This window comes from Staphylococcus kloosii, from assembly GCF_003019255.1.
GTDB lineage: Bacteria > Bacillota > Bacilli > Staphylococcales > Staphylococcaceae > Staphylococcus > Staphylococcus kloosii.
On the sequence record NZ_CP027846.1, the window covers coordinates 1702706 to 1722567 of the forward strand.

The following is a 19862-nucleotide window of genomic DNA, read 5'->3' on the forward strand; positions in this document are numbered from 1 at the left end:
ATGACAACAAGTTTAAATCAAATGAAAATTAACTTTATTGAATATTTATTGTTCCAATATGAATTTAAATCTAGAATTAGCGTTTGGGTTTTAAACTACCTTAAAAGCTCACCTCAACATATAGATAACATTCACTTTGTTTACGAAACAATTCATAATCATAATACATTAGATATATCAACTAAAGCTGCCAATGAAGAAGCGATTACTTTAAAAACTACAGATAGTATTCTTATCAATAGCAATGAAATATTTACTTTCATTGCTAATTCTAATTTATCGCTAGATATTAAAATCAATTTTGCTAAAAACAGTAAACGAGAACGACGACTGGATGAATTGTTGGTTTATCAATTACTAAAGTCGCCATACTATGCCGTCTATATGAATGATATTTTTACGATTCCATTGTCAACACAACATGAATCATCAATTATTCAACATTTACAAGACAATATTGATTTAAGTTTACAATTTAGACAACCAGAACAATTTTATCAATTATCACAAATTCTAAAGTTATTTAAATCTAGAAATTCAAATTCTTAGAGGACCGTCCTATGTCTATAAAAACAATAATTAACGCGTTAATTTATAATAAAGTAGTATTATGGATATTATTAATATGCAATTTGGCAGGAACGATTTATGGTTATATTTGGTACGATACGCAATTAAGCGTAACAGATTGGCAGTTCGTCATTTTTGTACCAGATAGCCCAACCGCTTCATTATTCTTATGTTTTGTTATCTTAGCTTTTATATTTAATAAAAGTAATTCCGTTATTGAAGCTTTAGCTTTCGTATCTTTATTTAAATATGGTGTGTGGGCTGTTTTAATGAACATTATAATGTTTATCGATGAACGTCAGGTCTTCTTAAATGGCTTAATGTTAATCTTCTCTCACGGTATAATGGCATTAGAGGCGATTATCTTTTATCCTCGAATGAAAGTAACACTAATAGGACTTATTATTGGAATGATTTGGGTATTTCATAATGATGTTATAGATTACATTTTTAAACAATATCCATATTATCCATTTATCGAACAACATCTTAGCGCCATAGCATATTTAACTATGTGGTTAAGCATTATCTCAATATTATTATATTTATGGCGTGTTTTTAAGAGTAAAACATTTGACCATTTTTAACGTTGACAGTAAAATAAGAATACAAAGGAGTGAGGATTTTTGTCTTTAATATCTTATATTATATATATTGTTATTTTAATGCTCCTGCCATTGTGGGCGCAGCACAAAGTCAAATCAAACTATGAAAAATATTCACAAGTTAGATCCACGAGTGGTAAGACAGGTCAAGAAGTTGCATTAGAAATCTTACATGCGAACGGCATTTATGATGTTGACGTCGTAGAAGGTGAAGGCTTCTTAACAGACCATTACGATCCTCGTAAAAAGGTCGTTGTATTATCACCAGCCAATTTTAATAGACCGTCAGTAGCTGGAACAGCCATTGCGGCACACGAAGTTGGACACGCGATTCAACATGCACAAGGCTATTTCTATTTAAGATTTAGAACAGCATTAGTACCATTGGCTTCTATTGGTAATTCAGTAGGATACATCGCAATTATTGCCGGTATTATTTTAACAAGTATGCAAAGTGCGATAGGTACTACCGCTTTATGGATTGGTATTGCATTTATGGCTTTCGCAGTATTATTCTCTATCGTTACTTTACCAGTAGAGTTTAATGCTAGTAGCCGAGCAATGAAACAAATTACTAAGTTAAACATTGTTAATGAAAATGAATACAAACACGCTAGAAAAGTATTATCTGCGGCAGCAATGACATATGTTGCATCAACAGCAGTTGCTTTAGCAGAACTTGTAAGATTCATTCTTATTGCTAGATCTAGTGATTAATCATTTTTATAGTAGCACATCTTTTCGACTGAAAAGATGTGCTTTTTTCTTATACTATTCCATAAAATTTAATGCCATATTGATGTTGCATCATTAATGCATAGCGCTTTAATTTAGTCTATACTATATAGGACATGATAATACAAAGGAGCGATTAAATTGAAATCAATGACAGAAATGCAAAAAGAAGTCGATGCGTTTATTGGTCAATTTAACACTGGCTATTTCTCACCGTTAGCAAATTTAGCTCGCTTAACAGAAGAAGTTGGAGAGTTATCTAGAGAAATAAATCACTTATATGGTGAAAAAAAGAAAAAAGATAGTGAAGATGAAAATACAATTAAAGCAGAATTAGGTGACAACCTATTTGTGTTACTATGTATTGCTAACTCATTAGATATAGATATGACTGAAAGTTTTAATGAAACGATGGATAAATACAACAAACGCGATAAAAATCGTTACGACTGATAGAAAGGGAGTGAGCTCCTGATGAAAATTGGAATTACTTGCTATCCATCTATGGGTGGATCAGGCATCATTGCTACAGAATTAGGCATAAAATTAGCCGAGAGAGGCCATGACGTACATTTTATTACTTCTAACATCCCATTTAGGATTCGTAAACCACTACCCAACATTACATTCCACCAAGTAGAAGTTAATCAATATGCTGTATTTCAATATCCTCCATATGACATAACACTCAGTACTAAAATAGCAGAAGTCATAAATGAATATGATTTAGACTTACTACATATGCACTATGCCGTGCCTCATGCTGTTTGTGGTATCTTAGCCAAACAAATGTCTGGCAAAGATATTAAAATAATGACGACATTACATGGTACAGATATCACAGTGTTAGGATATGATCATTCGTTAAAAAATGCTATTAAATTCGGTATCGAAGAGAGCGATATTGTTACGAGTGTAAGTAAATCATTAGCCGCACAAACGCAAGAAATTATAGAAACATCTAAAGATATTGTACCCATCTATAATTTCGTGAGAGAAAATGAGTTCCCAACAATAAGAAATACTAATTTAAAACAATATTACGGTATTGAGGAAGATGAAAAGGTTATTATCCACGTCTCAAATTTTAGAGCCGTTAAACGCATAGACACCGTGATTGAAACATTTGCTAAAATTCATAAACAAATGCCATCTAAACTATTATTAATTGGTGATGGACCCGAATTAATGGATATGAAACAACTCGCTAAAGATTTAGACGTCGAAGAACACGTTATCTTTTTAGGTAAGCAAGATTGGGTAAGTGAGTTTTATCAATTAGCTGATTTAGTGTTATTATTAAGTGAAAAAGAAAGTTTTGGTCTAACGCTTCTAGAAGCAATGAAATCTGGTGTTGTGCCAATTGGTTCAACCGCTGGAGGTATTAAAGAGGTAATTAGACACGGTGAAACTGGTTATATAGTAGATATTGGTGATAGTACACACGCAAGTGAATACGCACTTAAACTATTAACTGACGCGACATTATATAATAAATTACAGCAAGCAATGCTAAAAGATATAGAACAACGATTCTCATCTGATTTAATTACGGATCAATATGAATACTATTATAGACAAATGTTAGAGGGTAATCATGACTAATATATTATTTGAAGATGCTAAGCCTATTATAAAAAAAATAAAAGAACAAGGGTTCGAAGCATACTTTGTAGGTGGTTCCGTACGAGATTATTTAATGAATAAAGACATTCATGATATCGATATCACTACAAGTGCTACGCCAGATGAAATAGAAAGTATTTTTCCTAAAACAGTACCCATTGGTAAAGAACATGGTACGATAAATGTATTATTTAATAATAGCAGTTACGAAATAACTACATTTAGAACCGAAGAGGAATATGTAAATCATCGCAAACCTAACGGCGTCGTTTTTGTTCGTGATTTATACGAGGATGTTAAACGTCGTGATTTTACTATTAATGCCATCGCAATGGATGAAGAATATACTATTATTGATTACTTTAACGGTAAAGCAGATATTGAAGCAGAGAATATTAAAACTGTCGGTCATGCTGAAGAACGATTCGAGGAAGATGCACTTAGAATTATTAGAGGTTTAAGATTTCAATCCCAATTAGCATTTACATTAGACAATAAAACATTCGAAGGTATGCAATCAAAAATTCAAAATATCGAATATCTCTCTATAGAACGCATCATCGTAGAATTTAAAAAATTGTTCTCTGGTAAAAATGTGGCTGTAAGTTATAACAATCTTATAAGATTAAATGCATTTGCTTACATTCCATTTTTTAGCAGCTATAATATGACTAAAATTAATATAAACGAGCCGCTTCCTTTTAATTTGTTTATCGCATTAATTCAACATAAGTTAACGAATGATAATGCGCAATTATCACATTTAAAAATAAGTAATAACGAAAAGAAGGAAATCCAAACGTATAACAATTTATTAAATTCTCTGCAAAATATTAATACAAAACAACAACTTAAATTACTTATTTATGATTATGGGTTACACTATAACTTAACAATTTTATCTTACAGTGAAACATTGAAGCTAAATGAAATTACACTACCATCACCAATTATTTACAATGAGCAACTTATACGTGAAGTCGCACATGAAATGCCTATTAACAATAGATCAGATATAGATATTTCTGGTAAAGACTTGATTGACAGTCTAAAACAACGAAGTGGCCCATGGATAAAAGAAGCATTGAGAAATATTGAAATTGCGATAATTGATGGTCAATTAACGAATTTTAAACCTAAAATTTTAGAGTGGGTGAAAGAACATGTCAAAATATAGTCAAAATGTCATTCATATTTTATATCAACATCAACTTGAATATGTATCTGGACAATATATCGCTGAACAACTTAATATCTCGCGAACTTCAGTAAAAAAAATTATCGACCAACTCAAAAATGAGGGATGCGATATAGAGTCGATAAATCATCGTGGGCATCGACTTATTACGTTACCTGACAAATGGTATGAAGGGATCGTAGGACCATTAATTCAAGAACAAAGTCTTTTTAATAATATAGAAGTCCATGAATCTATTAATTCTACACAACTACAAGCTAAGCAACAATTGGTTGGAAATAAAGAATCCTTTTTAATTTTAAGCGACGAACAAACACAAGGTAAGGGGCGTTTTAACAGACCTTGGACTTCTGCCAAAAGTAAGGGATTATGGATGTCGATTGTTTTGCGCCCAGAAGTAGCATTTTCAATGATCACTAAATTTAATTTATTTATGGCTTTAGGTATTCGAGATGCTATTCAACAATTTTCTAACGATGAAGTAAAAGTTAAGTGGCCGAATGATATCTATATTGAAGGCAGAAAAGTCTGTGGCTTTCTAACTGAAATGGTTGCAAACAGTGATGGTATAGAAGCGGTTATATGTGGTATTGGAATTAATATGAATCATCACGCCGAAGATTTTGTTGATGAATTAAAACACAAAGCAACTAGCATCGCATTGCACAGTGATGACAAAATAAATCGTTATCAGTTTTTAAAATCACTTATCACTAATATAGAATATCGTTATGCTCAATTTAATACTAAACCATTTGAAGCAATTCGTGATGAATACATAGAAGCTTCAAATATTTGGAACAAAGAGTTGAGATTTACCGAGAACAATATTCAGTTTAATGGTAAAGCAGTGGACATAGATAACGATGGTTTTTTAATTGTAAAAGACAATACTGGCGAAACAAAAAAATTAATGAGTGCTGATATAGAAATATAAACAAAGAAAGGAGGAAATTATAATGACCGAACCATGTTACGCTGTAGTCGACCTAGAAACTACAGGGAACCAATTGGATTTCGATGAGATAATACAAATTGGTATTACTTTCGTACGTGAAAACAAAATTATCGGTACATATCATTCTATGATAAAAACAGATTTAGAAATTCCTCCATTCATTCAAGCACTAACATCGATAGAAGAAGATATGTTGAAACAGGCACCATATTTTCAAGATATAGCAGAGGATATATACAATCAACTCAATGATTGTATCTTTGTTGCTCATAACGTGGCATTTGATTTGAATTTCATCCGTAAATCATTTAAAAACTGCGGTATTAAATATAAGCCTCGTAAAGTTTTAGATACATTAGAGCTATTTAAAGTAGCATTTCCTACAGATAAAAGTTATCAACTAAGCGAACTTGCAGAAGCTCATGACATTCCTTTAGATAATGCACATAGGGCGGATGAAGATGCAACAACTACGGCTAAGTTAATGATTCTAGCTTTTGAAAAATTTTCACAATTACCGTTAGATACGCTTAAGCAATTGTATTATCTAAGTAAAAACCTTAAATACGATTTGCATGATATTTTATTTGAATTAGTACGTGCGCAGCAAACTACGGATTTACCACAACATTTTGCCAAATTTGAGCAAATCATTTATAAAAAGCAAAAAGATTTTAAAATGCCACACTTAGATTATCATGGCACTTTAAAAGAGCTATATACGAATATTATTGAGCGTTTAGATATGACGTATAGACCACAACAACTTTATTTAGCAGAAATTATTTTAGAACAACTAATGCATAGTAGTAAGGCAATGATTGAAGCCCCATTAGGCAGTGGAAAATCATTCGCTTATTTATTAGCAGCCTTAATGTATAACATTGAAACTGGCAAGCATGTTATGATTTCAACGAATACCAAATTATTGCAAAATCAATTATTAGAAAAAGATATACCTATGATTAAGCAAGCTTTAAATTTCAAGGTCAATACTACGCTCATCAAGAGCAAAAATGAATATATTTCGTTAGGTTTAATTAGTCAAATTTTAAAAGATGAATCAAGTAATTACGAAGTAAGTATATTAAAAATGCAATTATTAATATGGATTACCGAAACAGACACAGGTGACATTCAAGAGTTAAATTTAAAAGGTGGTCAAAAAATGTATTTTGACCAAAAATTAGAAACTTATGTACCTGTGCGCAATGATATTCATTTTTATAATTTTATTAAGCGTAATGCACATAACATTCAAATAGGTATCACCAACCATGCACATTTAATACATTCGTCACCAGATAATTCAATTTATCAACTATTTGATGATTGTATTATTGATGAAGCGCATCGATTACCCGATTATGCCTTAAATCAAGTCACAAACGAATTAAGTTATTCAGATATAAAATATCAACTTGGATTAATTGGCAAAACAGAAAATGAAAAGCTTTTAAAATCTATTGATACGCTCGAACAAAAGCGTATTTTAGAAAAACTTGATATACCACCAATTGATGTTTTTGGACTTAAAGTTACGATAAACGAGATTCATGATTTAAACGAACAACTTTTCGATACTATTTTCAACACCATAAATAATTCAGACGTGCATGATGACGATATGAACAAACTTCATTTTGTATACCATTTTGATAGCGAGCCGATTATTAAAGATTTATCAACAATTATTCATAAATTAAATATGTCTTTAGAATTCTTCAATGGTATGAGTCACAAAATGATTAAGTCAGTTAGAAAACAACTGTTATATATAAACGATCGTTTTAAGGCAATTGAACAAAGTTTAAAAAACAAACATACTAGTTATTTATCTATTAAAAACTTGTCACAGAAATCGACAATTAAGTTACATGTAAAAGATTATAACGTTAAAGATGTTTTAACGTCTCAAGTGTTGAATAAGTTTAATGCCTTAACATTTATCTCTGGTACTTTAACTTTTAATCATTCATTTGATAATTTTAAAAATTGGTTCAATGAAGACGTATCATTCAACACATATGAGATTGACAATAACGTGCATAACGCAAATCAAACTACAGTGTTTATTCCTAATGATGTTGCGTCATACAACTATAAAAATATTAATGATTATGTTTCTTCGATAATTAATTATGTGACCGAATACGTCAATGTAGTAGAGTCAAAATGTTTAATACTCTTTACTAGTTATAGAATGATGCATCTCGTGCAAGAATTATTAAACGAATTACCTGAATTTGAAGACTATGTCATACTCACGCAGCAACCCAACCAAAATTATAAAATCGTACAACAATTTAATAGTTTTGATAAAGCCATTCTTTTAGGTACGGGTACATTCTTTGAAGGCTTTGATTTCCAATCAAATGGTATTAAATGTGTAATGATTGCGAAACTGCCATTTATGAATCAAAACAATACGAAATTTTGGTTAATGGAATCAGAATTTACATCTACTTTTAAAGAGTACGTATTACCCGATGCCGTAACGCGGTTCCGACAAGGCATTGGGCGTTTAATCAGAAGTGAAAATGATAAAGGTATACTGGTATCATTTGATGATAGATTGATTAATAGTAATTATAAACACTTCTTTGAACAATCATTAGAAAACTTCAGGCAAAACAAAGGTGATATAAAACAATTTCATCGTTTGTTAAATAAAATTAAAAAGTAACATCGTGCTACATTTAATTAACTAGATGTTATGTAATGATTTTGTTAAAATATATAGGGATAAATTAATTATAGGAGACTGGTTATGAAGACAACAATTAAAGAAGCAAAAAATTACCTTAACCAAGAAGTGACAATTGGTGGTTGGCTACACAATAAACGTTCAAGTGGTAAAATCGCTTTTTTACAACTTAGAGATGGTACTGGATTTATGCAAGGTGTCGTAGTGAAGGCAGAAGTTTCCGAAGACACATTCCAATTAGCTAAAAATATTACGCAAGAATCTTCACTTTTTGTTACTGGCGAGATTACAGAAGATACGCGTTCTGACCTTGGTTATGAAATGCAAGTTAAATCAATCGAAGTAATAGACGAAGCGCACGATTATCCTATTACGCCAAAAAATCATGGTACAGAATTTTTAATGGACCACAGACACTTATGGTTACGTTCTAAAAAACAACACGCTGTTATGAAAATTAGAAACGAAATTATTCGTGCGACGTACGAATTTTTCAACGACAATGGATTCACAAAAATTGATCCACCGATTTTAACAGCAAGTGCACCAGAAGGTACAAGTGAACTTTTCCATACTAAATATTTTGATGAAGATGCATTTTTATCGCAAAGTGGTCAATTATATATGGAAGCAGCAGCAATGGCACATGGTAAAGTCTTTTCGTTTGGACCAACGTTCAGAGCTGAAAAATCTAAAACACGTCGTCATTTAATCGAGTTTTGGATGATTGAACCAGAAATGGCATTTTATAATCATGCAGATAGCTTAGAAGTACAAGAACAATACGTGACACATCTTGTTCAGTCAGTATTAAAAAATTGTAAAATTGAACTTAAAACTTTAGAACGTGATACAGAAAAATTAGCTAAAGTTGCAACACCATTCCCAAGAATTACTTATGATGATGCTGTTACGTTCTTAAAAGAAGAAGGCTTCGACGACATTGAATGGGGCGAAGATTTTGGTGCACCTCATGAAACTGCAATCGCTAATCATTACGATTTACCAGTATTTATTACGAACTATCCAACTAAGATTAAACCTTTCTATATGCAACCAAATCCTGACAACGAAGATACAGTGTTATGTGCCGATTTAATTGCACCTGAAGGTTATGGAGAAATTATTGGTGGATCAGAACGTATCAATGACTTAGCGTTAATGGAACAACGTATTAACGAACATGAATTAGACGCCGAAAGTTATAGTTATTACTTAGACTTACGTAAATATGGTAGTGTGCCACATAGTGGTTTCGGTTTAGGCTTAGAACGTGCCGTAGCATGGATCTCTGGCGTAGAACACGTAAGAGAAACATCTCCATTCCCAAGATTACTAAATCGTTTATATCCATAAAATATAAAGCAAATTGTCCAGTCATCATCATAACGGCTGGACTTTTTTATCACTTATTTAATTTTGAAAAGGAGGAAACTGGATGAATGCCTATCAACTAAAAACAAGACCGGTTGTTATTCGTAAAGAACTCCTTTATCATTACAACGAACTTGGCATTAATGAAACAGAGTTAGTAATTTTGATTAAATTACTCTACGCTGGTGAAACTTCGAATAAGCAGCCATCAATCGAGTCGTTACAACAGGGCACGTCTTTAGAAGCTAGACAAATAACTGCAATTATTCAAAATTTAATTCAACGTGATTTATTAAACCTTAATGTGCGTAAAGACGAAGAGGGCAAATTCACTGAATATATGGATTTAGATCCTTTTTATGATAAACTAAGTTCAATTTTGACTCAGACTGATATTACCCAAAAGACTGAACAAAATGAACTTGATTTTAATCAATTATTCCAAAATGTCGAACAAACTTTTGGAAGACCATTGTCACCATTTGAAATGGAAACATTAAATCAATGGATTGACGTAGATCAACATGGCTTAGATGTAATTCAAGCTGCGTTAGATGAAGCGTCTAGTCAAAACAAATTATCATTTAAATATTTAGACCGTATTTTATTAAATTGGAAGAAAAATAATGTGAAGACGATTGAAGATTCAAAAAAAATAAGTCAACAATTTAATCAACCTCAAATGAAACATACTGTGGAAAATATTCCAAAAGTTGATTGGCTAAATGGAGGTTCACCAGATGATAAGTAATAAAAAGGCTTTAAGTATGATAGACGTCATCGCTGAAATGTTTCCAAATGCCGAGTGTGAACTGGTGCACGACAATCCATTTGAACTCACAATTGCCGTGTTGCTATCTGCACAAACGACAGATAATGCAGTCAATAAAATCACTAAGCCACTTTTTGAAAAATATAAAAGCCCAGAAGACTATTTAGCGGTAGACATTGCTGAATTAGAAAATGATATTAGAACAATTGGCCTATATAGAAACAAAGCTAAAAATATTAAAAAGTTATGCCAATCATTGTTAGATAAATTTGATGGCCAAATCCCTCAAACACATGCCGAATTAGAAAGCTTGGCCGGTGTAGGCAGAAAAACTGCTAACGTAGTAATGAGCGTTGCTTTTGGTGAACCATCACTAGCAGTAGATACACATGTCGAAAGAGTATCTAAGCGACTTGGCATTTGTCGTTGGAAAGATAACGTAAGACAGGTAGAAGACAAACTTTGTAAAGTAGTACCAAGAGAACGTTGGAATAGAACACATCATCAACTCATATTTTTTGGTAGATACCATTGTCTGGCACGCAGCCCTAAATGTGATATTTGTCCACTTTTTGAGGATTGTAGAGAAGGCCAAAAACGTTATAAGGCGACATTGAAAGAAGCGTGATAAATATGATTACTAAAGATGACTTTAATAGTATAGAAGCAGAGTTGGATTATTTTGCACATCATAAACAACTAAAATCTGATAAGGCAAAACCATACTTAGATCAATACTTTGATTTAATTATTGATTATTTTAAACAAATAAATAACATTCAGTCGTTAAATTTAGATGAAGTTGAACAACTACCTGTCGTTCCTATGAATTTTCAAGAACGCTATCAATATATGCAGCAAAGAAAATATCATTTTATGGGTTATCGTCAAATGAAAACTTTAAAATCTGAATTAATAAAAATGAATGCATCTTATCAAATAAGACAAAAAAACTCCGGTCTCAATAATTGAGACCGGAGCTTTTATTATTTAGTTAAAAGTAAATAATTTAGTTAACGCGTTGGCGCTTCTATTTGAAGTAGAGTTGCCTTGTTGTTGACTTGAGTTATTATTACTTTGACTATTTGAATTGCTTGAATTATTGCTAGAACTATTACTGTTTGAACTTGATGAGCTTGAGCTACTGCTACCACCTTGACCAGTTGGTTTGTTATCAGTAGTGTCGTCATCTTTATGGCCTTTAATGTACAAGCTATCCTTATCATCTCCACCAACAGAATCTGGTTTTTTGTAATCAGCACCATCTTTTGGATTAATTTGAGACATGACGTCTTTTAATAAGAATTGAGGATATTCTTGTTCAGTATGACCAACGAATGAATTAGTACCACCTTGTTTGACTTTATTGAAGCCCATCCACACTGACATTGTGTATTTAGGTGTAAATCCATTTATCCAAACATCTTTTGCTGCGTCATCAGGTAAGTTGTACTGTTGATAAGTTTCTTGACCATAAGTACCTGTACCAGTTTTGGCAGCTAGGTTAATGCCTTCTACACCATGACCATATGCTGAACCATATGCTTCGAATGTACCTTTAAGGATTTCAGCAAGCATGTAAGATGTAGAGTCTTTCATAGCTTTATGGCTAGTGTGATCGTATTCAATCGTATCGCCATCTTGTTTAACAACTTTTTTAATAGAGTGTGCATTGTTATAAGTACCACCATTTGCAATTGAAGCAAATGCTGAAGCTAATTGTGTAGGTGAGAATTCAGAAGCTGAACCACCAAGTACTTCAGAAGGGCCAATGTCACTACTATAATCTAAGCCAACTTTTTTAGCGAAGTTCTTCGGTGCGTCTTTACCAGCGTCTTGGATTGTTTGTTGCCAAGCTTTTAATGCTGGGATATTGAAACTTTGTCGTAACGCATCATAGATCTTAACTGTACCGTGACCTTTAGTGTCATAGTTTCTAAATGTTACACCGTCTACTTGATAAGAGCTTTCGTCTTTAATCGCGTGATTAGTTGCCCAGTTCATATTTTCTATAGCTGGACCGTATGCTAAGAACGGTTTTAAAGAAGAACCAGTAGGGTGTGCATCAGTTGCTTGGTTTCTATCTACAATATCTTTATAGTTACGACCACCAGAAATTGCTGCTAGTGCACCTGACTTACTGTCTAAGATTGAAGCACCAACTTGTTGGTCACTATTTTTGTAGTAGCTACCATTATTAATGCGATCTTGTAATGTTGATTGAGCATCTTTATCCATGTTTGTATAAATCTTGATGCCGCTGTTTAATACAGAACCTAAATTTTTATTTTTGAATTCTGGATTATTCATTAATTCTGATTTAACAAAGTTAATGTACGAATCATACTCTGGATGCTCATTCTTATCTGTAACTTGACGTTGTTTGTCAGTACGTTTAACTAAGTTATCTTGAAGTGACGTATTTTCAGCCTCTTCTTTTTGTTTCTTAGTTATTCTATGGTGATAGTGCATTAGATAAAGTACCGTATCTTTTCTTGATTCTGCTTGTTTAGGGTGATCATAAATGTTGTAAGTGTTCGGTACTTGAGGTAAACCTGCTAAATATGCTGATTCAGCTAGATTTAAATCTTTTAAATCTTTGTTGAAATAATATTTAGCTGCAGCTTTGACACCGTAAACACCGTCAGAATAATAAATTTTGTTTAAGTATATTTGGAATATTTCATCCTTACTATACTCTTGTTCTAAACGGTAAGATAAGTATGCTTCTTGTGCTTTACGTGCGATAGATTTTTGGTCTGTAAGAAATGAACGTTTAACAACTTGTTGTGTTAACGTAGATGCACCTTGTGAACCAAAACCACCTGTAAGGTTTTTCGCAACAGCACCGAATAGACGTTTATAGTCTAAAGCACCATGATCATAGAATCTATTATCTTCAGTAGCCAATACTGCACTTTTCATGTTTTTTGGCACTTCATCAAGATCCACATGAGCACGACGTTGGCCATTATCAATTGTTTTAATCAAATTGCCGTCTTTATCATAAATTTTAGCTGGGATAGGGTCTTGTAATTTCGACTCAGTAAATGCTGGCGCTTTCCATGCATAATAAGCGAATAACAAAATACCTACAAGCGCTAAAACGATAAACGCAATGATTAAAAAACCAATGATTTTAATGACTGTACGCTTGATATTTCTATTCTTTTTTTTCTCGGACTTTCCATTGTTGTTTGCATCGGAAGTCCTCTTGTTCTCCGTCATACGCGGTCCTCACTTTCATCTAATATCAACTTATCAACTGCTTTGAGATAATTCAATCGTGGTTGATACTGATAAGGAATATAGTAACCATTTTTTCTAAATTCTTCAACCGTTATAGACTTTTTAATGTTATTTTTATATCTATCCCAAAAAAATTCAAATTTAGAATAGGGCAAAAGAAAGACTTCATCTAGCGATTTGAAACGTATTAATAAAAATACGATGCCTCCTTGTTTATAACAAGCTTTCATATGTTTAACTTGATGTTCATGAATGTTACTTAGTGGAAAGGAAGTTTTATTTTTAGTTTCTTTTGCTTCAAAGTCTACGTAATGGCCACTATATAAGCCATTATAATCGGTTGTAGATGGTGTCCTAAAATAAGCCTCATTAATCACGGCTTTACTACGCCTAGGATAGTCGACGTTTACAATTTGAACAGGTGTTGGTTTCTTATGTATTACTGCAACACCGTGTTGTAAATAATAAGTATTGCTCTTTTCAATATCACCTTCTAGTGACATACCTCTACCACCATAGTCAATGTTACTAGATTGCGTAGATTGTTTACGTCCGACCTGAGCCTTATTTCTATTAATAAATGGTTTGCCATTAGGGTAATTCATGTTTTTCACCACACTCGTCTCAAATTCAAAATACTTCTTTCTATAGTATATGAACTCAAGTGATTATACTATCTCGTGAGAAAGGTAAACATGTATGTGTGTAGCACTACATACATCCTTATACATTTTAACGCTCTTTCTAAAATTAAACAATCATTCTAAGAAGTAATATCATAATTTTAATTTAAATATAATTTCACATTATAAATGACTCAAAATGCCTTTTATGGTAAATTTATTGTGTAGGAGGTTATCTCATGCCACAATTTATTGATGACTTAATAAATGATGTACAACTTATGCAAACGCGTTATGAGATTGCCAAAGAAGAAGGGGATTATGATTTTTATGAGGTAGTTAAACCTTTTACAATTCATATCGATAATTTACTCACTCAAATTAAAGCACATGAAACCGAAATATTAAGTCTTTCTTATATGAACAAACAGAAATTTGAAATTTTAATTTCTAATATAGAAACGTTGTCGGTTGAGTGCCATTTTAAAAGGACAAGCAGGAAATTGTTTATGGAAAAACTAAAGGCTGTGCAATATGATTTAGGCTATATACACAGAAGTGAGTTACCATTATGATTAAAACAATTTATATCACCGGTTATAAATCTTTTGAGTTGAATATTTTTAAAGATGACGCCCCTGAAGTATATTATTTAAAGCAATTTATCGAACATAAGTTAAAACAATTGATTGACGAAGGTTTAGAATGGGTATTAGTACAGGGTCAACTCGGTATAGAACTATGGGCAGCCGAAGTAGTATTATCATTAAAAGCTACTTATCCTGAGTTAAAACTAGGTATTATTACGCCATTTTATGGTCATACAGAAAGATGGAACGATGTTAACAAAAGCAAGTATATGCAAATAGAACAGCAAGCTGATTTTGTAGACAGTGTTTTCCATACTAACTATGAGGGACCACATCAATTCCAACAGACCGATCAATTTATGTTGGACCATACAGATCAAACAATTTTAATTTATGACGAAGAACAAGAGGCAAGCCCAAAGTTTTTTAAAACGAAGTTAGTTGAATTTAAAGATAAAACAAACTATACTTGTGACATAGTGACGTTTGATGAATTGACAGAGTTCATTAACGATTTACAATGGTCTCAAGAACAAAGTTTTGAATGAGGTGGAGAGAAAAATGTCAGATGTTTCATTAAAACTATCAGCAAAAGATATTTACGAAAAAGATTTCGAAAAAACGATGACTCGTGGTTACAGAAGGGAAGAAGTTGACGCATTTTTAGATGATATCATTGCAGATTATCAAAAGATGGCCGACTTAAATAATGAGGTAGTAAAACTTTCCGAAGAAAATAGTAAACTAAAAAAGGAACTTGAAGACTTAAGATTACGCGTTGCGACAACAAGACCACAAGAAAATAAAAACTTCTCATCAAACAGTAACAACAACAATAACAACAGTAACAATAACGTAGATATTCTTAAACGTATTTCTAACTTAGAAAAAGCAGTATTTGGTAAATAAACTTACTATGTAACTGCAATTAATGAGTTTCAGTACATACTAAAGTAGGTTTTGATTTTTTCAAAACCTACTTTAATTTGATTGTTTAACTTTAAATAAAATGATACAATCTTAAAGATGGTATTTTGGGTAATCGCTATAGCGATATAGAGGAAAGTCCATGCTCACACAGTCTGAGATGATTGTAGTGTTCGTGCTTGACGAAACAATAAGTCAAGGCATTAATTTGACGGCAACGAAATAACCTAAGTTGTTTCAATATGGTTAAAATAGTTTGAAAGTGCCACAGTGACGTAGCTTTTATAGAAATATAAAAGGTGGAACGCGGTAAACCCCTCGAGTGAGCAATCCAAATTTGGTAGGAGCACTTGTTTAGCGGAATTCAACGTATAAACGAGACATTCTTTTACGATTAAAAGAAGTGTAGACAGATGGTTACCACCTGCGTACCAGTGTAACTAGAACACGTTATGAGTACAACGGTACAGAACATGGCTTACAAAAATATCATCACTAGTTGCAAAGCTCTCCCATATAGGAGAGCTTTTTTAATTTTAAAAATAATATCAATATTTAATATAAAAGTTTAACTTATATCTATTTAAAACAACTTTTGATACGATAGAATATATACTTTTTTAAGGAGAAACAATATGTATAAATTATTAGCTGTATGTCCTATGGGACTTGAATCAATTGTAGCTAAAGAAGTTCAAGAATTAGGCTATGAAACAACAGTAGAAAATGGAAAAATCTTCTTCGAGGGTGACGAAGCTGCGATTGTTAAATGTAATTTATGGTTAAGAACTGCAGACAGAGTCAAGATTGTCGTTGGCCAATTTACAACAACAACATTTGATCATTTATTTGAACAAACAAAATCTTTACCATGGGAAGCTTTTATAGACCAAGATGGTAGTTTTCCAGTGCAAGGTAAAAGTGTTAAATCAACATTGTATAGTGTTCCAGATTGCCAAGCGATTGTTAAAAAAGCAATTGTTGAACGTTTGAAATCTGCTTACAACGAAAGCGGTTGGCTGAATGAAACAGGCGCTAAATATCCGATTGAGGTCTCTATTTTAAAAGACAAAGCATTATTAACAATTGATACTTCTGGTTCCGGTTTAAATAAAAGAGGATATAGACTTGCACAAGGCGAGGCACCTATTAAAGAAACTTTAGCAGCAAGTTTAATTAGATTAGCTAATTGGACTGGCGACACACCGTTAATTGATCCATTTTGTGGTTCAGGTACTATCGCAATTGAAGCGTGTTTAATTGCGCAAAATATCGCGCCAGGTTTCAATAGAGATTTCGTTTCGGAGTCATGGGATATCATTCCAGAAAATTTATATAATGATATGCGTAATGAAGCAGAAAATGAAGCCGACTATGACCGACAAATTGAGATTTATGCTTCAGATATCGATCCAGAGATGATTGAAATCGCTAAAAGAAACGCCGAAGAAGTAGGTTTAGGTGATATCATTCAATTCACTGTTAAAGATGTAAATACTTTAACAATTGATACGGAAGATCCTGTTGCCTTAATCGGTAACCCACCTTATGGTGAACGTATTGGTGATAGAGCCGAAGTAGAAGAAATGTATAGATATATTGGCAAGCTAATGAACGAACACCCATATCTATCTACATATATCTTAACGAGCAATAAAGAATTTGAATTCTTAACAAACAAAAAAGCTACAAAAAGAAGAAAATTATTTAATGGTTATATTGAATGTACGTATTTCCAATATTGGGGAGCTAAGAAACCGAAAAACTAAATAAATATAAGCGGAGGTGTTTACATGAATAATGAATTTAAAAGAGGGATTTTATTTGCCTTCGCAGCGTACTTCTTTTGGGGCGTTTTGCCAATATACTGGGACTTAATACATGGGTTTGGCGCCTTTGAAATATTAGCATATAGAATTGTCTTTTCTATGATTTTCATGGTTTTAATTGTAATTATATCTAATAAGACAAAATCATTTATTAACAACGTCAACCAACTTATTAAACAACCTATACAGCTTATCGCCATTATTGCAGCTGGATACGTAATTACGATTAACTGGGGAACTTTTATTTGGGCCGTAACTAATGGACACGTTTTACAATCTAGTTTAGGATATTATATCAATCCACTAATCAGTATTTTACTAGCCTTTATATTTTTAAAAGAACGCTTCAATAAATTTGAATGGATCGCAATTATATTAGCCTTTATCGGCGTCTTATATATGACATTTGAAATAGGCGAATTTCCATATGTTTCATTATTATTAGCTTTTTCATTCGGTTTATATGGTTTAATTAAAAAATTAGTTCCGATAGATGCGATTAGTAGTATTACAATTGAATGTATCGTGACTGCACCAGCTGGGATTATATATTTATGGTATGTCATACAACAAGGACATAATAGTTTTGGCATGAATATTTCTTCATTATGGATTGTCTTTTCTGGTGCCGTAACTGCAATACCCCTTATACTTTTTTCTGCAGGTGCCAAACGTATACCGTTATCATTAACTGGTTTTCTTCAATACATCGGTCCTACACTTATGTTTGTATTAGGCGTCTTTGTTTTTAAAGAACCATTTGATATCCATCAATTTATTACGTTTATCTTTATTTGGTTAGGTATTATTGTTTATAGTATTTCACAATACCTAAAAATTAAAAAAAGTAAAAATCCAGTCATTCAATAATTTTATACACATTGAAGCAAGACGCTTACTACATTAACTAAAAGTAAGTGTCTTGCTTTTTATTAAACTCATAAATAATTATTTCTATCAATTCACCTAAAATAATTTATTACATCGCGATGCATATCAATTTAAACACTTCAGCGTTAGCGTCATAAGTTATTTCATTTTACTAACGTTGAGAATTGTACAATAATATAATAATGCCAACATATCGCTAACACTTTAAATACAGTGTTTAAATAGAGTTTAATACTAGAATAATTAGCTCAACTGTATTATGGTAAATGTAATGAGAAATATAGTGCTTAAAACCATACAGTTTACAAAATATATTGTTAAAATATTAAAACTAAGTGTTAGCTATCAATTTTAAAGTTAACTAATTTTTTAAGTAGGAGTGAGATAATGAGAAGAGTATTAATATTAGGAGCAAACGGAGCAGTTGCCAAAGCTGCTATCAATTCATTTTTAGAAAACACTAACTATACGTTACGACTCTTTTTAAGAGATGCTAATAGATTACCGGACTATGCATCAGATCGCATTAGAGTCCGCGAAGGGGATGCAACAAATTACGAAGATGTCGAAAAAGCGATGGACGATGTAGATTTCGTAGTAGCTAGTTTATCAGGGGAATTAGATAAAGAAGCTACTGTCATTGCTAAAGCTATGACAAATAAAAACGTCAAACGATTAGTATTTGTTACAGCACTAGGTATTTATGACGAAGTACCTGGTAATTTTGGTGAATGGGTCAAAGACCAAGTTAGCGACAAATTAAAAGTTTATCGTACAGCAGCTGATATCATTGAATCTTCTGGCTTGGATTACACAATCTTAAGACCAGCATGGCTAAGCCATAAAAATGAAATCGATTATGAAACAACTGCTAAAAATGAACCATTCAAAGGTACTGAGGTCTCACGCAAAAGTGTTGCGGCAGTAATTGTAAACATTGCTAAAGATCCTGAGTTATATCTCAATGAAAATATTGGTATTAATAAACCAAATAGTACTGGTGATAAGCCATCTTGGCTATAAAAAACCATATCACCAATTCAAGTCCGTATTATGTAATCTTGCGAAAGTGATTATATATGCGGACTTTTTATGTTTAAATAGACATTAGAGTTAAATAAGCAAAATATTATAAACTATAATGTAAGTGATACTTTAGACAAAGGTTAATTTGTTATACAATATAAATAATTATAAGTAAGTTTTAA

20 protein-coding genes and 1 other RNA gene are annotated in these 19862 nt (G+C 32.2%); 19 read left to right on the forward strand and 2 right to left on the reverse strand.

The window, feature by feature from the left end; genetic code table 11:
- The 12 genes from C7J89_RS08515 (at position 1) to C7J89_RS08570 (ending at position 11517) form a co-directional block, all read left to right on the forward strand.
- Complete coding sequence (locus C7J89_RS08515; protein ID WP_103296092.1) at positions 1–549, forward strand: YpiB family protein; 549 nt, start codon at positions 1–3, stop codon at positions 547–549.
- Positions 550–560: 11 nt separating this feature from the next.
- Entirely contained in the window at positions 561–1157 is a 597-nt protein-coding gene (locus C7J89_RS08520) for a DUF1405 domain-containing protein (RefSeq protein ID WP_103296093.1), read from the forward strand.
- A gap of 39 nt (positions 1158–1196) precedes the next feature.
- Positions 1197–1892: a zinc metallopeptidase gene (locus tag C7J89_RS08525; protein WP_061854652.1), complete on the forward strand. Its 696-nt coding sequence runs from the start codon at positions 1197–1199 to the stop codon at positions 1890–1892.
- Positions 1893–2051: 159 nt separating this feature from the next.
- Positions 2052–2363 (forward strand): nucleotide pyrophosphohydrolase, encoded by a 312-nt coding sequence (locus C7J89_RS08530; protein ID WP_061854653.1) that lies wholly within the window; start codon positions 2052–2054, stop codon positions 2361–2363.
- A 21-nt stretch (positions 2364–2384) separates the two neighbouring features.
- Positions 2385–3515 (forward strand): N-acetyl-alpha-D-glucosaminyl L-malate synthase BshA, encoded by a 1131-nt coding sequence (bshA, locus tag C7J89_RS08535; RefSeq protein ID WP_061854654.1) that lies wholly within the window; start codon positions 2385–2387, stop codon positions 3513–3515.
- A complete protein-coding gene (locus C7J89_RS08540; RefSeq protein WP_103295420.1) occupies positions 3508–4713 on the forward strand; it encodes a CCA tRNA nucleotidyltransferase in 1206 nt (401 codons plus the stop codon). Before bshA ends, C7J89_RS08540 begins: the two co-directional genes overlap by 8 nt.
- Entirely contained in the window at positions 4700–5671 is a 972-nt protein-coding gene (locus C7J89_RS08545; RefSeq protein WP_103295419.1) for a biotin--[acetyl-CoA-carboxylase] ligase, read from the forward strand. Before C7J89_RS08540 ends, C7J89_RS08545 begins: the two co-directional genes overlap by 14 nt.
- 22 nt (positions 5672–5693) lie before the next feature.
- Positions 5694–8378: a helicase C-terminal domain-containing protein gene (locus C7J89_RS08550; protein ID WP_103295418.1), complete on the forward strand. Its 2685-nt coding sequence runs from the start codon at positions 5694–5696 to the stop codon at positions 8376–8378.
- 84 nt (positions 8379–8462) lie between these two features.
- Positions 8463–9755: an asparagine--tRNA ligase gene (gene asnS / locus C7J89_RS08555; protein ID WP_103295417.1), complete on the forward strand. Its 1293-nt coding sequence runs from the start codon at positions 8463–8465 to the stop codon at positions 9753–9755.
- Positions 9756–9837: 82 nt separating this feature from the next.
- The gene (locus C7J89_RS08560) at positions 9838–10524 is read left to right on the forward strand and encodes a DnaD domain-containing protein (protein WP_103295416.1); all 687 of its coding nucleotides are present in this window, start codon (positions 9838–9840) and stop codon (positions 10522–10524) included.
- Positions 10514–11173 (forward strand): endonuclease III, encoded by a 660-nt coding sequence (gene nth / locus C7J89_RS08565; RefSeq protein WP_061854660.1) that lies wholly within the window; start codon positions 10514–10516, stop codon positions 11171–11173. Before C7J89_RS08560 ends, nth begins: the two co-directional genes overlap by 11 nt.
- A gap of 5 nt (positions 11174–11178) precedes the next feature.
- Complete coding sequence (locus tag C7J89_RS08570) at positions 11179–11517, forward strand: YpoC family protein (protein ID WP_103295415.1); 339 nt, start codon at positions 11179–11181, stop codon at positions 11515–11517.
- 18 nt (positions 11518–11535) lie between these two features.
- Here the strand turns inward: C7J89_RS08570 and C7J89_RS08575 are convergent, their stop codons facing one another.
- The gene (locus C7J89_RS08575) at positions 11536–13773 is read right to left on the reverse strand and encodes a transglycosylase domain-containing protein (RefSeq protein ID WP_103295414.1); all 2238 of its coding nucleotides are present in this window, start codon (positions 13771–13773) and stop codon (positions 11536–11538) included.
- The gene (recU, locus tag C7J89_RS08580; RefSeq protein WP_103295413.1) at positions 13770–14399 is read right to left on the reverse strand and encodes a Holliday junction resolvase RecU; all 630 of its coding nucleotides are present in this window, start codon (positions 14397–14399) and stop codon (positions 13770–13772) included. The genes C7J89_RS08575 and recU overlap by 4 nt, the downstream gene beginning before the upstream one ends.
- A gap of 257 nt (positions 14400–14656) precedes the next feature.
- On the opposite strand from recU, the gene C7J89_RS08585 reads away from it, so the two are divergent.
- From C7J89_RS08585 to C7J89_RS08615, 7 genes are all read left to right on the forward strand, one after another.
- Positions 14657–14992, forward strand: coding sequence for a DUF1798 family protein (locus C7J89_RS08585; RefSeq protein WP_061854664.1), 336 nt, complete (start codon positions 14657–14659; stop codon positions 14990–14992).
- Positions 14989–15555: an SLOG family protein gene (locus C7J89_RS08590; RefSeq protein WP_061854665.1), complete on the forward strand. Its 567-nt coding sequence runs from the start codon at positions 14989–14991 to the stop codon at positions 15553–15555. Before C7J89_RS08585 ends, C7J89_RS08590 begins: the two co-directional genes overlap by 4 nt.
- A gap of 13 nt (positions 15556–15568) precedes the next feature.
- Positions 15569–15916 carry a cell division regulator GpsB gene (gpsB, locus tag C7J89_RS08595; RefSeq protein WP_061854666.1) on the forward strand — a complete coding sequence of 116 codons (348 nt, stop codon included), beginning with the start codon at positions 15569–15571 and terminating at the stop codon, positions 15914–15916.
- Between the two features lie 121 nt (positions 15917–16037).
- Positions 16038–16420: RNase P RNA component class B (gene rnpB, locus C7J89_RS08600), an RNA gene on the forward strand.
- Positions 16421–16569: 149 nt separating this feature from the next.
- Positions 16570–17703, forward strand: a complete 1134-nt coding sequence (locus tag C7J89_RS08605; RefSeq protein WP_103295412.1) for a THUMP domain-containing class I SAM-dependent RNA methyltransferase — start codon at positions 16570–16572, stop codon at positions 17701–17703.
- Between the two features lie 24 nt (positions 17704–17727).
- A complete protein-coding gene (gene rarD, locus C7J89_RS08610) occupies positions 17728–18633 on the forward strand; it encodes an EamA family transporter RarD (protein ID WP_103295411.1) in 906 nt (301 codons plus the stop codon).
- Positions 18634–19041: 408 nt separating this feature from the next.
- A complete protein-coding gene (locus C7J89_RS08615) occupies positions 19042–19677 on the forward strand; it encodes an SDR family oxidoreductase (RefSeq protein ID WP_103295410.1) in 636 nt (211 codons plus the stop codon).
- The last annotated feature ends 185 nt before the right edge of the window (positions 19678–19862 follow it).